The following is a 15,170-nucleotide window of genomic DNA, read 5'->3' on the forward strand; positions in this document are numbered from 1 at the left end:
GGCATAGTATGTGGGGAAAAAGAGGGCATCGTGGAGATGCATTAGAAGATTTGATTTATTATACCAATCAATACTACCATCAATTAGGATTATGTAGAATTGATAAAGTTAGCACACCTATCAAAGTAGTTGATATAGATCATCAAGGAATGGTTACAAAAGGCTTTTTTGAAAAAAAATCTACTGTGGATTTCATAGGCATAGCACAAGGCGTTTGTTTAGCGTTTGACGCCAAAGAAACCACACTTAAGAGTTTACCACTTCAGAATATTCACCTTCACCAAATTGAGTATATGAGAGATATAGATGCACAAGGTGGACTCGCTTTTATCATCATCCATTTTAAGTTTAATGATGAATATTACCTCGTTCCATATGAGATTATTCATCAATTTTATTATGCAAAAGAGGGAAGTCGAAAATCTATTCCTTATAGTGCTATGCAGGAAGAATTTAAAATCAATAAAGAGCGTTCTGGTAGCATCTTGAATTATATGGCGACTTTAAATGTTTATGTATCTTACAAGGCACAGCTTAAGAAGGAGATTACCAATGAAAATTGAGGTTTATGTTGTTAACGCTTTTACTTTAGATGAAAAAGGGGGAAATCCTGCAGGAATCGTCTTTGATTTTGAAAATCGCTTAAGCGAAATTGAAATGCAGTTAATTGCTAAAAAGATGGCATTATCCGAGACTGCTTTTATACGATATGGCACACATGAAGTAGATTTTGATTTGCGTTTCTTTACACCAACTGATGAAGTGCCTCTGTGTGGACATGCGACAATCGCGAGTTTCTGGCTAATGACTTTACAAAAACGTTTATCAAAATCGGAATTATTACAAAAAACACCCGCTGGTATCCTTAACCTCTCCGTTGATACGACAGATAACTTAACAACTGTTTGGATGACGCAATCTGATCCTCAATGTATCAAATCTAATCTTGATTTTGATGCGCAATTTAAATCTGCTTTTCCTAGTGCAATGATTGATTCTAAATTACCAATAGAAATTTGGTCCACAGGACTACACGATATATTACTTCCTATTAAATCCAGAGATGCTCTAAACCAGCTTCAGATAGATATGACCGCACTATCCACACTTTCAAAAGATCTCAATGTCGTTGGGGTTCATGCATTTGTCAGTTCAAATGATAGTCAATTGATTTACGCTAGAAACTTTGCACCTTTATATGGTATTGATGAAGAATCCGCTACTGGTACTTCAAACGGTGCTTTAACGGCTTATTTGGCACACCATTACAACATTTCACAGTGCCATAAAAATCAGGGTCATATGAAAGACTCATATACGTACAAAGTGCTACAAGGTGAGATGATGGAAAGTCCTAGTCTAATCTTTACAAGGTTAGATTACACAGATTCTATAAAGGAACCCATAATTTGGGTTGGTGGCACTTGCTCACTAAACACAGTAATTACAATTGAGATTTAGTCAGGTTTCATTACTTTTCAAAGTCAAATAGCACATAAAATAAGAGCTATGACCTAACTTGTTTATCATGCTTCCTTTTAAATAGGAAATGTAATAGAACAAGCTAAGGCTATAGCTCTTTTATCTTTGTTTTATATTTTATCTATTTAGCCAATTATTCTGCCATCAGAGGATATGGTAACTTCACTATAAGGGACAATACACTCTGCTTTTAGCATAGCCGATTTTACAGCGGAAATCATACCACCACAGCAAGGTACTTCCATTCTCACTACAGTGATGCTTTTAATATCATTTGCACTGAGAATTTGTGCAATTTTGTCTGCATTATACTGATTGTCATCTAATTTTGGGCATCCAATCACCGTTACTTTTCCCTTTATAAAGTCTCTGTGAAAATCACCATAAGCAAAAGCAGTACAATCGGCAGCAATTAACAAATCTGCGCCATTTAAATAAGGCGCATTTGGACTAATTAATCTTAGTTGAACTGGCCACTGCATTAACTGAGACGGTATTGAACCCTGTTCTAATGTATCTATAGATGATTTAGTACTTGAAGGTACAACTTTTTCTTCATGTGCTTTTGAAGTTTGTGCCATATCTAAAGTTATCATACTCGATCTATCAAAAGATTTTGCATGTGTACCTGAGCAGCCACAAGCCATAGGTTCATCACTAGTTGCCGTTGTTTCAAGCTTGCTTTTTGCCTTGATATTCTTCCTTGACTGATCAAATACTTCAGTGTCTTTTTCAACTACGTGAATAGCATCAACTGGACATTTAGGTAAACACATACCAAGACCATCACAATAAGACTCACTCACTAGTTTTGCTTTGCCATCTATAATTTCTATTGCACCTTGCATACATGCGCCAGCACATAATCCACAACCGATACATTTTTCTTCATTAATCTCAATTACATTTCTCTTCATCGAAACCCTCCGTTTATATAACAGTAAATTACATTATAAACTCATTATAAAGGGAAATGTGTATTCAGTCTGTAACTTAAGTTACTTTTTTATAGGATTTTAGTTAAATCACCATATCATTGTAGACATCACATTTTCCTTTATAGTGATGGATCGGGATTACAGATGAATCGATACCACCAATTACTCTAGCTGGTACTCCTACCGCTGTTGATTCTGTCTTGGTATCTGTTAGTACCACTGATCCTGCACCGATTTTTGTCCCTGCAGCTAAGTGGATTGGACCAAGTATTCTCGCGCCAGCACCAATCGTAACGCGATCCCCAATAGTGGGATGTCTTTTACCAGTATCTTTACCCGTTCCGCCTAAAGTCACACCTTGATAAATAGTGACATAATCGCCAATTACAGCTGTTTCACCTATGACAACACCCATGCCGTGATCGATAAACAACGCTTTTCCAATTGTAGCACCAGGATGAATTTCAATTCCAGTTATAAACCTCGCAAACTGAGAGACAAACCTCGCAAAAAAATACTGATGATGTCTAAAAAGAAAATTAGATACTCTATAAAGAGCAACAGCATGTACCGAAGGATACAGCAAGAGAATCTCTAAATAGCTTCGCGCTGCAGGGTCACTTTCTTTTATAAATTTCAAATAAGCTATTGCTCTTTTAAACATATAGACCACCTTTATTATAAAAACACATTATTAGAAATATATTTTTCACCATTATCAGGTGAAATTACGACAACTTTTTTGCCTTTTCCAAGCTTTTCAGCAACTCTAATCGCTGCAAGTATAGCAGCGCCACTTGAGATTCCAAGGAAAAGACCTTCTTCAAGAAATAATTTCTTAGTCATCTCATAAGCTTGAGTGCTATCAATTTGCTCAACAGAATCCACTACTGTAGCATCGTAAATCTCAGGAACAAAACCTGCACCAATCCCTTGAATTTTATGCGGACCAGCTTGACCACCAGATAGAACGTGAGACTCAACAGGTTCAACAGCAACGATCTGGATGTCAGTATAATGCTCTTTCAACTTTGCACCAACACCTGATATTGTACCTCCAGTACCAACCGAAGCGATAAATGCATCAAGTTCAGGAAATGCCTTGATAATCTCAGGACCAGTTGTTTGATAGTGAAAATTACGATTGGCTTGATTGTTAAACTGCTGTGGCATAAAGTATTTTTCTTCTTTTGAGAGTCTTGTCGCTTCTTGTATCGCACCACTCATACCTCTGCTACCATCAGTAAGCATCAACTCTGCACCATAAGATTTAATGATATTTCTTCTTTCAACACTCATTGTATCAGGCATCACTATTTTTACAGGATATCCTTTAAGTTTGCCAATATAAGCAAGCGCAATTCCAGTATTGCCACTAGTTGGCTCTATAATCGTCATACCTTCTTTTAAGTCACCACTTGCTTCTGCTTCGAGGATCATCCCTAGCGCCGCTCTCGCCTTAACGCTACCTGTTAAATTCATACCTTCTAATTTCACATACACATCAGCAGCATCTTTTGATACAATATGGCTTAATTTAACCACTGGTGTATTACCAATTAAATCTAATATATTCTCACTTACTTTTAAATCTAATTCCTTTTTCATTTTACTCTCCTCTAACTAAATATTATTTTCCACTGAAAAGCTGCCAACTGAGCTGCTAAAAAAGCATTGAAGCACTCTTGATCGGGCAAAAGTGGGTATAAAAAAACCCCGTCTCACAAAGAGACGAAGTTAACTCCGCGGTTCCACTCTAATTAATCATACAAGATTCCCTTTCAAGCACCTACGTGCTCTATCTCTATATCGGGAGAACCCGGTGTAGCCTACTTTATTCGGTACACTGCTCCAAAGGGCACTTCACTATAAATTGCTTGAAAACTTTCACCAACCGTTTTCTCTCTATAAAGCGCAAAATAGTTACTTTCCTTTATCTTAGCCTTGTTTTATAATTCCTACCAAATTAATTCCAACTAATTAAGTAAGATATCTTAATTTGTATTTTACAACCTTACCTGATACCTGTCAATAAGAAAAAAGTAAACAAATTGTAACGGAATGTCGTTAAACATTTAACTTTTATGTCCTTAGTTCTATATTCATAAAAATTTTTTTATGTTAAAATAGTATCAGAGGTGATCACAATGGATTTCAGACAATTAGAAGCATTTGTAAATGTTGCTCGATATAAGAATTTTTCAAGAGCAGGAAAAGCACTTTTTCTTTCTCAACCTACTATCAGCCTTCATATTTCAAACCTTGAAAAGGAACTTAATACGCCTCTTTTTGACCGAACTTCTAAGGAAGTAAACTTGACACCTGCAGGTTCAGAATTTCTAAATTACGCACTTGATATGATCAATATGAAGAACCGAGCAATTCATAATATTATAAATTCACAAAAGAAAATTTCTGGCTCAATCACAATCTCAGCTTCAACGACACCGAGTTTAGTGTTGTTGCCTAGAGCTATAGAAAAATATCAGCGCATCCATCCAGAAGTAAAGTTTATCGTAGAAGAAAAAAGCTCAAATGTTATCTTAGAAGATGTTTGTTCTTTGTCCAGCGATCTAGGACTTGTGGGAATGCATGTTGAAAATGAACGTTTTATCAGTCGACATCTTTTTGATGATGAGGTGGTTTTCATATGCGCCAAAGACGCACCTCTCGACGGAATAGTGGATATTTCTGATATCATGGGATATAAATTCATCAGTCGAAGCGATCAATCTGCAACGCGTATCGAACTTGAACGCATGATGGTAGAATGTGGTTACGACTTAGAGCTACTTGATAATATTGTAGAAAGTGACAATATGAACCTCATTATAAGTCTAGTTACCGGTGGGGTTGGGATCTCGTATATGTCACAGCGTATCTTTAATTGCTATGCCAAAACGATGCCAATAAAAGCTTTTCATATTAAAGGGATTGCATTGACGCGCAATATTCATATGCTCACAAACAGAAGAAGAACTTTATCTCCTGCTGCAGAAGACTTTATCAAGTTATTATTGACCTTAAAAGATGAAATTTAAAAAACAAATCCTACTTTTATAGCGTATTTATCATACGTATAAAAGCAGGATTTTTTATTTTACAAGTTCATATACACGAATCACCTTACTAAGATATCCTATTTTGAGTGGTGTGCGGAATTGTACGATGCATCTTAATCACTAACAATAGTGGCAATAGCATTAGCAAGCCATAACTCATAAACAATTTATCATAACCCCAAATATCTGCTATAAAGCCGCCAAGCAGGGTGAAAATAAAATTTGCGACACCAGATGAAACTGCTGAGTATATGGCAATTGCAGATGTTACAATTGCTTTAGGTGTTATCTCACAAATCAGTTCAACAAATAAAGGGACAAAAATCCCCACAGTCAGTCCTCTCATCACACCTGCTACAGCAAACAATACAAATGTACTACTGAAGCTTAAAAGAAACATCCTAGCAATAGAAACTGAATTCATGAAAATCATTAAGCGTGTTACACCAAATTTCTGAATTAATCTTCTTGAATTGAAAATCAAAGGAACTTCAACACAAACAGAAACAAAAGTGAGTAGACCTAATTTAGATAGATCTATCGAATTACTTCTTATATATAACCCCAAATATTGATCAGCTCCGAAAAAAGAACCAATCATTAAGAAACCATATAAAAGTACGAAAAGGTACTTTTTCTCCCGAAAGAGCGCTTTTAAATCTGCTTCAAAGTGACTTTTCAAATGGACGATCTGCGTTTCTTTGATGCCCCTCGTCAAAATAAAACTGATCATGTAACCAACAGATGCAATATAAAAAAGCCAAACAAGTCCTAGCTTATTGGCTATGGCAGCAACGACAAAAGCACCTATTGCATATCCCACAGAGCCCCATACTCTTATATAACCAAAGGAGCTTTGGGGATTGTTGTTAACATATTGTATCGCCATGGAATCGACAAGTGGATTTTGACCACATAAAAATATTTGATACATAAAGTAGATCACAACGACTACATAACTGTTGGTAAACAATGTAATAATTCCGGCAATTATTGCATTAACAATGATCAACAGTTGCAAAACGCGCTTTCTCTTACCCGTGAAATCAGATAGGGCTCCCCAAATAGGTTGGAAAACAAGCGAGATTAAAGGGAGTACGGACATAATCAAACCAATTGTTGAAAGTGATAGCCCTACGATTTCATTTAGATAAAGGGTAATCAGCGTATATGCCGACGACCACGTAAAAAACAACACAAAATAAAATACATTAAATCTTCTCATAAAGCCTCACATATTATAGTCTTAAGCATCAGTATAGCACAATGTTTAAGCCTGTAAAATAAAAATATGTGGCCTTACTTTTTTTCAATAAATCTAAAAGATTGCCAAGGTAATAATGTATCAATAAGATATAATTCATGACTTTTTATCACTGCAACTTTATTCGACTTTCCACTGTTTTTCATAGATTTTAGAGCGATTTGCAATTCACCTGCGTAACGTTTATATAGATCACTTTCAACGATGACATCTCCAGGATTTATCTCCTCATTATCATGTGGTGGAAATGACTCGCCCTTATACTTCACACGGCTCTGTGTTGAACGGAGTAAATATTCCGAGACGTCACCTCTCACAAAGTGAGGCTCCTCTAATACTATTTTACGCTCAAGCTCAGTGGTTCCTTTTTGAAATTCAACTTCTAAATACAGCATATTTCTATCTAACTTCCCAAGCGCCTCAAGTTCAACATCTGAAGCAAACATATTACCGATGATGACATCATCAATTAGTCCGCTAGAAAATAAATCTTTTGCTTGCGTTGTAATAGGTAGTGTTCTATGTGATTCGAGAGTGCATAAACCCTCGGATACTGGCCACGGTCCAAATTCAGCTGACTCTGAACTTACAAAAGCAGCTGTTTTAATATTTAACTTTCTAAATTGCTCTGAACAAGTTAAAAAATGTGTGCGTGATATTCCGGTATAAACATGCGGATAAAAATTATGACAACCATACAGGTTTTCAGCATTTGGCTTGTAACTCAATATATTTTCAACATAACGGTTCCCAGAACTCATATTCAATTCAATTTTTATACCATATTCATTGTAAGTCATCAACGCTTCTTCCTGCCCTGAAAAACCTAAATCCAAACGAATACCCGATAAATTAATTGATTTAAAAAAGGATAAATCTGTAATTGATATATTTAATTTCTCAAACACACTTGGATCTACATCAGCAATGACCTCCATGCCTAAACTTGCGGCATATGCAGTAACTTCTTTAAAAACTTCTAAAAATTCTTCTGATTCTCCTGCAGCTGAAATTAAACAGGTGAAGACACGCGAAAAACCATTGGCCGCGGCTTTACTCAGGTATGATAAAATCTCACGCTTTGGCGCTTGGTCTACATATATTGAAACACCTAATCTCTTCATTTTCTACCTCTATACATTTTTTTGGTAAATAACTTCATAGAGTTGTACCATTTCAGTCGCAAGGTCTTTAGTTGTTGTTGCATTCATAAGATGATCTTGCGCATGGACTAACAACATAGAAAGCTCGACTTTCTCACCACCGGCTTCAGATTGAATAAGTTTCGTCTGACTCTTGTGTGCCAGTGACAAACTTTTTCCAGAAGCTTCAAGTGCATTATTTGCAGCTTCAAAATTTTGCTCTTTAGCAAAAGCTATTGCCTCCATAGCATAACTTTTTGCTTCACCACTATTTGTAATTAAGTTTAAGATTATATTTTCCATGATTTGCTCCTTATCTCAATAACCGAGATTAGAGAATGAAATAATCATTCCCTAACCCAGTGTTTATATATTTTATTCTACTCGTGATCCTCAGCTTGTAAAGTTTTGCTTCTGTCAAGTGCACCCATGAATGGCAAGTAAACAGCAGTTGCAATCACTAAATTTATTGCAGCTAGTATGCCGCCTCTTATTGATGCAGTTGCTACCGCCGCACCAATAATTGGTGGGAAAGTCCAAGGCACAATGACTACCGTTTTAGGCACAAAGCCTAACTTCATGGAAGTTACAGTCAATATAACCATGAGAATTGGTCCTAATATAAACGGTATCAATAAGAATGGATTAAGAACAATTGGCAAACCATAAATTACAGGTTCGTTAATATTGAACATACCTGGTCCAATACTTAATTTTGCAATTTCTCGGTGTTCTTTTCTTTTTGCAACGATGAAAGCTGCAAAAATAAGACCTAATGTCGCACCACTACCGCCCATGTAAACAAATGTATCTAACATGACCTTAGTAACAGTATAAGTTGGTTCTAAACCCGCTTGGAAAGCGTCGATATTTGCTTGAATCATTGGAAGCAAGATTGGTTCAATGATACCACCGATGATGTTAGAGCCATGAAGTCCAAAGAACCAAAGGATTTGGTTCATAAATACAATCACAACAGCAGACCAAATTGTATCAGCAACGTTTGTAAGCGGTGCCGCAACTACTCTATTGATGAATACAAATAAGTTGCCATCTGGAATCTTCGCGATTAACATCGAAGCAATTGAGAAGATAATTAATACAATTAAACCTGGAAATAAAGAAGCAAATGATTTTGCAACAGCTGGCGGAACGCCTTCTGGCATTTTGATTACTAAGTGTTTAACTCTAAAAAGTCTTACGAATAATTCTGTTGAAATAATCGCAACAATTAAAGCAACAAACATTGCACCTGAGTTAAGGTAAGACCAATTGATATCTCCCCATCCACCACTTGGCGACACTTGAGGAACTAAGATAAAGAATGATGCAAGAGCAATCATACCTGCTGACAAACCATCAATCTCATATGACTTTGCTAAGTTATATGAGATACTAAACACTAAATAAAGTGAAATAACTGCGAATGCACCCCACCAAATATTTCCACCAAAATTCTTCCATCCATCACCAAAGATAGACAACATAGTATCTTGATAAAGATCAATTGGTAAATTGTTAATTAGAACTGCAAATGAACCAGCAATTAGGATCGGCATTAAGGCCACAAATCCATCTCGGATTGCAACTAGATGTCTGTTGGAACCGATTCTTCCAGCAACTGGTATGAAATACTTTTCAAGAAATCTCATAATACTTTTCATGTGTAACCCCCTGTTTTTTTTTCGAAATGCTCAGCTTTTCTAATAAATTATATGATTCCATTTTAGAATCTTAAAATTGTACGTCTACAATTTTAAAGCTTTTTCAAGAACTACAGGACCGTTCATTGTCCCATAATCTATGCTGTCAATTACAGCAACTGGTATGTTTTTACCTTCAACTGATTTTTGTATTTTCGATAACAAAAATCTTACTTGAGGTCCTAAAAGGATAATATCTACATCATTGTATTTTTGCTTTGCTTCTGACTCAGAACATGCAAAAATATCGATTTCAATTCCTTTTTCAGTTGCTGCCTTCATCATCTTTGTAACTAGTAAACTGGTAGACATCCCTGCAGAACAGACCAACATAATTTTCTTCATAATACACTCCTCACTATAGTTGTGTTGCTAAAAGATACGCGCCTCTTACTGGTAAAGCGTTAAGTCGTTTTAATTTAATCTGACTTGGTACATGACTATTTAAAAAATTAAATATTTGATCATTGTTAATAAGTACACTTCCACTTAGGACTATATTCAGCGGTTTTACACCACACTTTTTTTCTAGCGCTTTGATACTTGTAAGCAAATCACTTGCTGCATTTGTGATAATCCCAGATGCAACCTCATCACTAGCAGCTTCCTCGCTAATCACTTTAGCAAGTCTAGCAACTTGATCTTTACCATTTTTTGACGCATATAAATAATCTATAATTTCCTCTTCGTGCTCAATTTGCATTATAGGTTTTAACGCATTGAAAAGTGTCGTTTGTTTTCCACGTCCATCGTAGCTTTCTAAAACTGCTTTTAAACCTGCGACTGCAATTGCGTAAGCACTTCCAATATCATCTACGATATGTCCCCAACCACCTACTCTTTGTAGATTGCCTTGAAGATCCACACCATAAGCTATGGAGCCTGTACCACTGATGAGAATTCCACCAGTAAGCGAGCCATTCTCTGCTGCCATTGCAACAAGTGCATCATTTATAACTGATAACTTTCCGTTGTACCCTATCTCATCAAATAGAGCACTTATTCTAGAACTATCAACAGCTGTATCAATACCTGCGCCACCAAAACAAATACCTTCTATTTCATGTAAGTTACCATTGACTTCATTGAGCAACTGATTGAGTAATTCTGCTATCGTATTCTTTGTCAGGTCGATACCGATATTATGATAATTACTTGGACCCACAATCTTTTGAGCGATTATACCACTTTGATCACCAATTACACCTACTGTATTGGTTCCACCGCCGTCTATGCCAACAAAGTACACAGCATCACCTATAACCCTTTCTCAAAAAGTGCTAATACACCTTGAATTGCGATATCTTCGTCTTCTCCGTCTGCAATAATTGTAATTTGGTCGCCGTTATTGACACATAAGCTAAGAACATTCATGATACTTTTCCCATTGACAGTTTTATTGTTTTTTTCAATTTTTATGTCACTAAGGTATTTTGAAGCTTCACTGACAAATTGGCTTGCAGGTCTTGCATGCAATCCCGTTTCGCTTTGTACTGTTACTTGTATATTTTTCAAACTCACACCTCCTTTACACGCATATATAATGCATGTTTGATGCCAAAGTATAGTCCTTTTATGCCAAAATACCACTTAATACACTGATGAAATTTGTACTATGTATTGAAAACTGTGCAAAACTAATCCTTTTGAGGCACTAAATAAAATCAAAAAATGCATAAAAAAAAATGACATTTATTTAAAATTGTCATTTTTTCTGTAATAATATGCTAAATGCTCTTAAAAAAGTGTGTCATACCGCATACACACTTTTACACTGTTTGGTTTTTGTGTGTAAGTGTGCCGAAAATTTGTGTTTCTGTGTATCTATTACACAGTGTCTTGGTGATTGGATAATATCATCTTTGTAAGATAAGCGATGTCACTTTGAGAAAAAAATATTTTGAAAATGTGTTCAATTGATTTCAATTGTTGCTTAATCAAGGCCATTTCTCTGCTGTTCTTAGCTATATAATCCTCAAGTTCCCCTTTGTCTTTATGAGAAATACCTTGCTTTATATGATCTACTAAAAAACTTAGATGAAGGGCAATGCCAACTTTTACATCATCAGGCAAGCTAACTTTCAGCATACGTTCAGAATCTACTATAAACTGTCTAACATATGAAATTAGCACTTTTGCATCTACCGATTTAATATGTTCAGAAAGCGATTCGCCTATCTTGATGTACTCATCTTGATGAGATACTAATTTCTTCAACCTATCAATTCCGTCACCTGCTAAAATATCAACAGCAGATATAAATGGAATGCCTTGTTCTTCTATATCAACAGTTCCAACAATCGCTAATATCTCATGAGTTTGCCTATATTGAACGATAGAATGAGCAAAATCCTTTCTGTTAAGGATGTTCATAGGAACAACTTCAAACGAGGCACCAAGTTCTAATTTATGGCTAATAATATCTTTTAATCTTTCACTTGCACCTTCTCCAGTAAAGCAAACCGTGATAATAAGGTTTCGCTTTCTGATATCATTGATCTGATTTGTTGCAGTACTTCTGCCCATTAACTCAGTACAAGCATTATGGATATCTGATAATTCTCTTCCCAAGACAGCTCGCCTACAAGCCTCAAGTGCAATAGGTGTACTTACAGAGTCAAGTGTCTTACATGGTATGCCAGTGTCATCGTAGATCAGTTCAGAAAAGTTAACCAGCGACCCCATATCCACTAGAAGAATCACACCTTTACCTTCATGAATCTCTTTTACTTTCTCAATTGCAAGTTCCACCATACTCTGTGGTTTCATACTCAGCGGCATATCAAGGGCATGACAATGTGTCGTTCCCACTAAAGTATTTACCACTTGTGCCATACTTGAAGCTGTAGAATTACCATGCATGATGATGAGCACTGCAACGTTAGCCGCCTTTTCACCGGTCAATTCGTTTGGTGTTGAGGCCAAAAACATCGCCAAGTAACCTATTTCATCAAGAGGGGTTTCCACACTAAAGGTCTCGTCTATTGATTTAGCAATTTCCATTGCAGCTAAAAATTCATCGGGATAATTAACGCGAATGAGATTTAATTTTGGATGATAAATTTTTTTGCCATTTCTCAGTCTTTCTATACTGCCATTTAGATGAAGTGCAAAACCATAATATATTTTTTCATCAAATTCTTTGTTTAATTTTCGAGCAGCTTCACTTAGCACACGATCTGTAAATTCCACAATTTGGACATCAACTACTTTTGCTATTTCATCCTTTCTAAACTTTGGAGATAGGTCAACGATGTAACGTCGAAAATGCTTTTCAATATCCATACTCATAATTTGATTAATTTCTTGTTCATTAAGGCCATCGTTCCTAAGTTTGGATAATTTATGCTCAATCTGCTCATAAAAATACGAATCATTTACATCTTCATCATTGAGATAAGTATCATCCTCATCGTAATGAAATTTGAAAATATCGTCTTGATACCGTATGAGTTTTTCAAGCTCTTGACGATTTTCTTTGATCCGAAGATGTCCTCGACCAACCTGTTGGGGCAAATCACTTAATTCTATTAAAATATAGCTCTTGCCTTGTGATTTATAGTTAAAAAATGCCTTGGCACAAGCCAATTGAATATCACTTTTAAGTTGTCCTATATTGCTTGGGCATTCATACAACATAAAAGACTCAAGTGCATTTTTATTGATATAAATACTTTTTGAAAGCCTTTTAGACTCCTCTTTTATAAATGCTTGTATTAACATATACCGATCTTTCAATCCTCGTTCTTTTAAATCTGGAAGTAAAATCGTCATAGGAATACGTCTTGTAAAAGTCTTTAGAAGTGTAGATTCTGGTTCTTCTGTTGTGGCAGCGATAATTTGTACTTCAGAAATAATTTTATCTTCTGAATCACCTAAACGTCTAAAGTATCCTTTATCAATAAACGTAAATAGCATTTCCTGACCTTGATGAGACAGCCGATGTACTTCATCAAGAAAAATCACACCGCCATTTGCTTTACTTAGAAGTCCTTCACGATCTTTTTCAGCACCTGTATAAGCGCCTTTTTTTACTCCAAAGATTTGAGCAGTAAGGAGTTGTGGATTTTCTGCATAGTCTGCACAATTGAATCTTACAAAAGGCGCACTAGAAGTCACCATGCCAGATTCCTTTGCGAACTGATACATAAGTTCAGCAAACATCGATTTACCAACACCTGTTTCTCCTAATATTAAAGTATGTAAACCTCTTGGTGGGTATAATATAGCTGCTTTTGCTTGCTGGATTGGCACATTTAAACTCTTCTCTGCACCGATCAAAAAATCCAGTGAAAATTTTTTATCTAAAGATGGTTGTGTACTACTTGATTCACTATTCTTTAGCACTTTATATTTAACGGGTCTACCATTTTGTTTTTCTATTTTCCCTTCTAGTTGAAGTTGGTTTAAATATCGGCTGGCATTGGTTCGATCTAATTGCAGTGCATCTGCAATTTCTTTTGCAGTATGTTCTTGTTCAGTATGACTTAACAACCAGTTCATGACTTCGTCAATTTTCCTCATCAAACAATACACTCCTCATCTAAGTAAAACTCGCGTTCTGTAAATTCATCTTAATGCTGCCTAGCGCACATAAAAAAAACTCTCAGCTCATGGTAACATAAGCTGAGAGTGGACGTCAATAAACTTAACCCGCTATAATCTTGATGTTAATATTGCGTTTTCTAGGTCCATCAAACTCACATAAATAGAGTGATTGAAACATCCCTAGCTCGATACGACCATTTTCTACTATGAGCGTTTCAGTATTTCCAAACATAGAAGTTTTTATATGTGCAGCACTATTGCCTTCTATATCTTTATAGTCGCCCTCTTTAGGGACAAGCGCATTCATCTTGTTTATGATATCATCAGCAACTACTGGATCATAATTTTTATTTAGTGTCAGCGCAGCAGTTGTATGTGGTACATGTACACAGACAATCCCATACAAAACACCACTTTCAAGAACTATTTTTTTTATTTCTTCTAAAATCTCAATCATTTGATATTTTTCGCTGGTTTTTACATGAATTGTCCTAAACATAGTCACCCCTCCATTCAACAGTTTGCTTCTTATTTCATATATACTATTTTCAGCAGACTTTAAACATTTTTGAGGTTATTTCAATTCAATATCACCTGATTGCACACGTGATATTAACTGAAGAACTTTCTCTTTAATCAAATCTCTCGTCACTCTAAAATCTTCTATAGGTCCACCTGATGGATCATCTAGGCCCCAATCTTCAAAGTGTTGATTTGGAACAAAAGGGCAGACGACATTGCAGCCCATTGTGATGAGCAAGTCTAAAGTTTCTGGAATATCAGACAATAACTTAGGGTGGTGTTCACTCATATCTACACCAGCTTCTTCCATAACAGCAACAGCAAGCGGTTTCACCTCTGGATAATTCTCAGTTCCAGCAGAATATACCTCAAAAATCTCTCCGCCTAATTTTTTAGCCCAGCCTTCTGCCATCTGACTTCTACAAGAATTATGCACACATACAAAAGCAACTTTATATTTCATTGTTTCCTCCTAATTTATAATTAAAATATATTTTACTAAAATACCC

16 protein-coding genes and 1 other annotated feature are annotated in these 15,170 nt (G+C 35.9%); of the genes, 3 read left to right on the forward strand and 13 right to left on the reverse strand.

Annotated elements, in window-relative coordinates; genetic code table 11:
- Nucleotides 1-8 precede the first annotated feature (8 nt).
- The gene (locus QE109_RS06980; RefSeq protein ID WP_281093713.1) at nt 9-563 is read left to right on the forward strand and encodes a Holliday junction resolvase RecU; all 555 of its coding nucleotides are present in this window, start codon (nt 9-11) and stop codon (nt 561-563) included.
- Nucleotides 553-1,461, forward strand: coding sequence for a PhzF family phenazine biosynthesis protein (locus tag QE109_RS06985; RefSeq protein ID WP_281093714.1), 909 nt, complete (start codon nt 553-555; stop codon nt 1,459-1,461). The genes QE109_RS06980 and QE109_RS06985 overlap by 11 nt, the downstream gene beginning before the upstream one ends.
- Nucleotides 1,462-1,607: 146 nt before the next feature.
- On the opposite strand, the gene QE109_RS06990 is transcribed toward QE109_RS06985, so the two are convergent.
- From QE109_RS06990 to cysK, 3 genes are all read right to left on the reverse strand, one after another.
- Nucleotides 1,608-2,399 carry an ATP-binding protein gene (locus QE109_RS06990; protein WP_281093715.1) on the reverse strand — a complete coding sequence of 264 codons (792 nt, stop codon included), beginning with the start codon at nt 2,397-2,399 and terminating at the stop codon, nt 1,608-1,610.
- A 103-nt stretch (nt 2,400-2,502) separates the two neighbouring features.
- Nucleotides 2,503-3,084: a serine O-acetyltransferase EpsC gene (epsC, locus tag QE109_RS06995; protein WP_281093716.1), complete on the reverse strand. Its 582-nt coding sequence runs from the start codon at nt 3,082-3,084 to the stop codon at nt 2,503-2,505.
- Nucleotides 3,085-3,098: 14 nt separating this feature from the next.
- On the reverse strand, nt 3,099-4,028 hold the full coding sequence (gene cysK / locus QE109_RS07000) for a cysteine synthase A (RefSeq protein WP_281093717.1): 930 nt from the start codon (nt 4,026-4,028) through the stop codon (nt 3,099-3,101).
- A gap of 116 nt (nt 4,029-4,144) precedes the next feature.
- Nucleotides 4,145-4,369: a binding site (T-box leader), on the reverse strand.
- A 198-nt stretch (nt 4,370-4,567) separates the two neighbouring features.
- Between cysK and QE109_RS07005 the strand changes: the two genes are divergently transcribed.
- Nucleotides 4,568-5,461, forward strand: coding sequence for a selenium metabolism-associated LysR family transcriptional regulator (locus QE109_RS07005; protein WP_281093718.1), 894 nt, complete (start codon nt 4,568-4,570; stop codon nt 5,459-5,461).
- An 88-nt stretch (nt 5,462-5,549) separates the two neighbouring features.
- Here the strand turns inward: QE109_RS07005 and QE109_RS07010 are convergent, their stop codons facing one another.
- The 10 genes from QE109_RS07010 to QE109_RS07055 form a co-directional block, all read right to left on the reverse strand.
- Entirely contained in the window at nt 5,550-6,707 is a 1,158-nt protein-coding gene (locus tag QE109_RS07010) for an MFS transporter (RefSeq protein ID WP_281093719.1), read from the reverse strand.
- Between the two features lie 74 nt (nt 6,708-6,781).
- A complete protein-coding gene (locus QE109_RS07015; RefSeq protein ID WP_281093720.1) occupies nt 6,782-7,870 on the reverse strand; it encodes a DUF871 domain-containing protein in 1,089 nt (362 codons plus the stop codon).
- A 9-nt stretch (nt 7,871-7,879) separates the two neighbouring features.
- Nucleotides 7,880-8,191 carry a PTS lactose/cellobiose transporter subunit IIA gene (locus tag QE109_RS07020; protein ID WP_281093721.1) on the reverse strand — a complete coding sequence of 104 codons (312 nt, stop codon included), beginning with the start codon at nt 8,189-8,191 and terminating at the stop codon, nt 7,880-7,882.
- Nucleotides 8,192-8,268: 77 nt separating this feature from the next.
- Nucleotides 8,269-9,552: a PTS sugar transporter subunit IIC gene (locus tag QE109_RS07025; protein WP_281093722.1), complete on the reverse strand. Its 1,284-nt coding sequence runs from the start codon at nt 9,550-9,552 to the stop codon at nt 8,269-8,271.
- An 84-nt stretch (nt 9,553-9,636) separates the two neighbouring features.
- Nucleotides 9,637-9,936 carry a PTS sugar transporter subunit IIB gene (locus tag QE109_RS07030; protein WP_281093723.1) on the reverse strand — a complete coding sequence of 100 codons (300 nt, stop codon included), beginning with the start codon at nt 9,934-9,936 and terminating at the stop codon, nt 9,637-9,639.
- Nucleotides 9,937-9,949: 13 nt separating this feature from the next.
- The gene (locus tag QE109_RS07035; protein ID WP_281093724.1) at nt 9,950-10,840 is read right to left on the reverse strand and encodes an N-acetylglucosamine kinase; all 891 of its coding nucleotides are present in this window, start codon (nt 10,838-10,840) and stop codon (nt 9,950-9,952) included.
- 8 nt (nt 10,841-10,848) lie between these two features.
- Nucleotides 10,849-11,106, reverse strand: a complete 258-nt coding sequence (locus QE109_RS07040) for an HPr family phosphocarrier protein (RefSeq protein ID WP_425365111.1) — start codon at nt 11,104-11,106, stop codon at nt 10,849-10,851.
- A gap of 312 nt (nt 11,107-11,418) precedes the next feature.
- On the reverse strand, nt 11,419-14,115 hold the full coding sequence (locus tag QE109_RS07045) for a sigma-54-dependent transcriptional regulator (protein ID WP_281094037.1): 2,697 nt from the start codon (nt 14,113-14,115) through the stop codon (nt 11,419-11,421).
- A gap of 124 nt (nt 14,116-14,239) precedes the next feature.
- Entirely contained in the window at nt 14,240-14,638 is a 399-nt protein-coding gene (locus QE109_RS07050) for a secondary thiamine-phosphate synthase enzyme YjbQ (protein ID WP_281093726.1), read from the reverse strand.
- Between the two features lie 75 nt (nt 14,639-14,713).
- On the reverse strand, nt 14,714-15,124 hold the full coding sequence (locus QE109_RS07055) for an arsenate reductase ArsC (protein WP_281093727.1): 411 nt from the start codon (nt 15,122-15,124) through the stop codon (nt 14,714-14,716).
- Between the last annotated feature and the right edge of the window lie 46 nt (nt 15,125-15,170).

The sequence above is a fragment of the Fusibacter bizertensis genome (assembly GCF_029914245.1).
In the GTDB taxonomy this organism is placed as follows: Bacteria; Bacillota; Clostridia; order Peptostreptococcales; family Acidaminobacteraceae; genus Fusibacter_C; species Fusibacter_C bizertensis.

Bases quoted from the DNA above. Each gene is read 5' to 3' on its own strand.
- QE109_RS06980 (WP_281093713.1), top strand. From the start codon at position 9: ATGTGGGGAAAAAGAGGGCATCGTGGAGATGCATTAGAAGATTTGATT.
- QE109_RS06985 (WP_281093714.1), top strand. From the start codon at position 553: ATGAAAATTGAGGTTTATGTTGTTAACGCTTTTACTTTAGATGAAAAA.
- QE109_RS06990 (WP_281093715.1), bottom strand. From the start codon at position 2,399: ATGAAGAGAAATGTAATTGAGATTAATGAAGAAAAATGTATCGGTTGT.
- epsC (WP_281093716.1), bottom strand. From the start codon at position 3,084: ATGTTTAAAAGAGCAATAGCTTATTTGAAATTTATAAAAGAAAGTGAC.
- cysK (WP_281093717.1), bottom strand. From the start codon at position 4,028: ATGAAAAAGGAATTAGATTTAAAAGTAAGTGAGAATATATTAGATTTA.
- QE109_RS07005 (WP_281093718.1), top strand. From the start codon at position 4,568: ATGGATTTCAGACAATTAGAAGCATTTGTAAATGTTGCTCGATATAAG.
- QE109_RS07010 (WP_281093719.1), bottom strand. From the start codon at position 6,707: ATGAGAAGATTTAATGTATTTTATTTTGTGTTGTTTTTTACGTGGTCG.
- QE109_RS07015 (WP_281093720.1), bottom strand. From the start codon at position 7,870: ATGAAGAGATTAGGTGTTTCAATATATGTAGACCAAGCGCCAAAGCGT.
- QE109_RS07020 (WP_281093721.1), bottom strand. From the start codon at position 8,191: ATGGAAAATATAATCTTAAACTTAATTACAAATAGTGGTGAAGCAAAA.
- QE109_RS07025 (WP_281093722.1), bottom strand. From the start codon at position 9,552: ATGAAAAGTATTATGAGATTTCTTGAAAAGTATTTCATACCAGTTGCT.
- QE109_RS07030 (WP_281093723.1), bottom strand. From the start codon at position 9,936: ATGAAGAAAATTATGTTGGTCTGTTCTGCAGGGATGTCTACCAGTTTA.
- QE109_RS07045 (WP_281094037.1), bottom strand. From the start codon at position 14,115: ATGAGGAAAATTGACGAAGTCATGAACTGGTTGTTAAGTCATACTGAA.
- QE109_RS07050 (WP_281093726.1), bottom strand. From the start codon at position 14,638: ATGTTTAGGACAATTCATGTAAAAACCAGCGAAAAATATCAAATGATT.
- QE109_RS07055 (WP_281093727.1), bottom strand. From the start codon at position 15,124: ATGAAATATAAAGTTGCTTTTGTATGTGTGCATAATTCTTGTAGAAGT.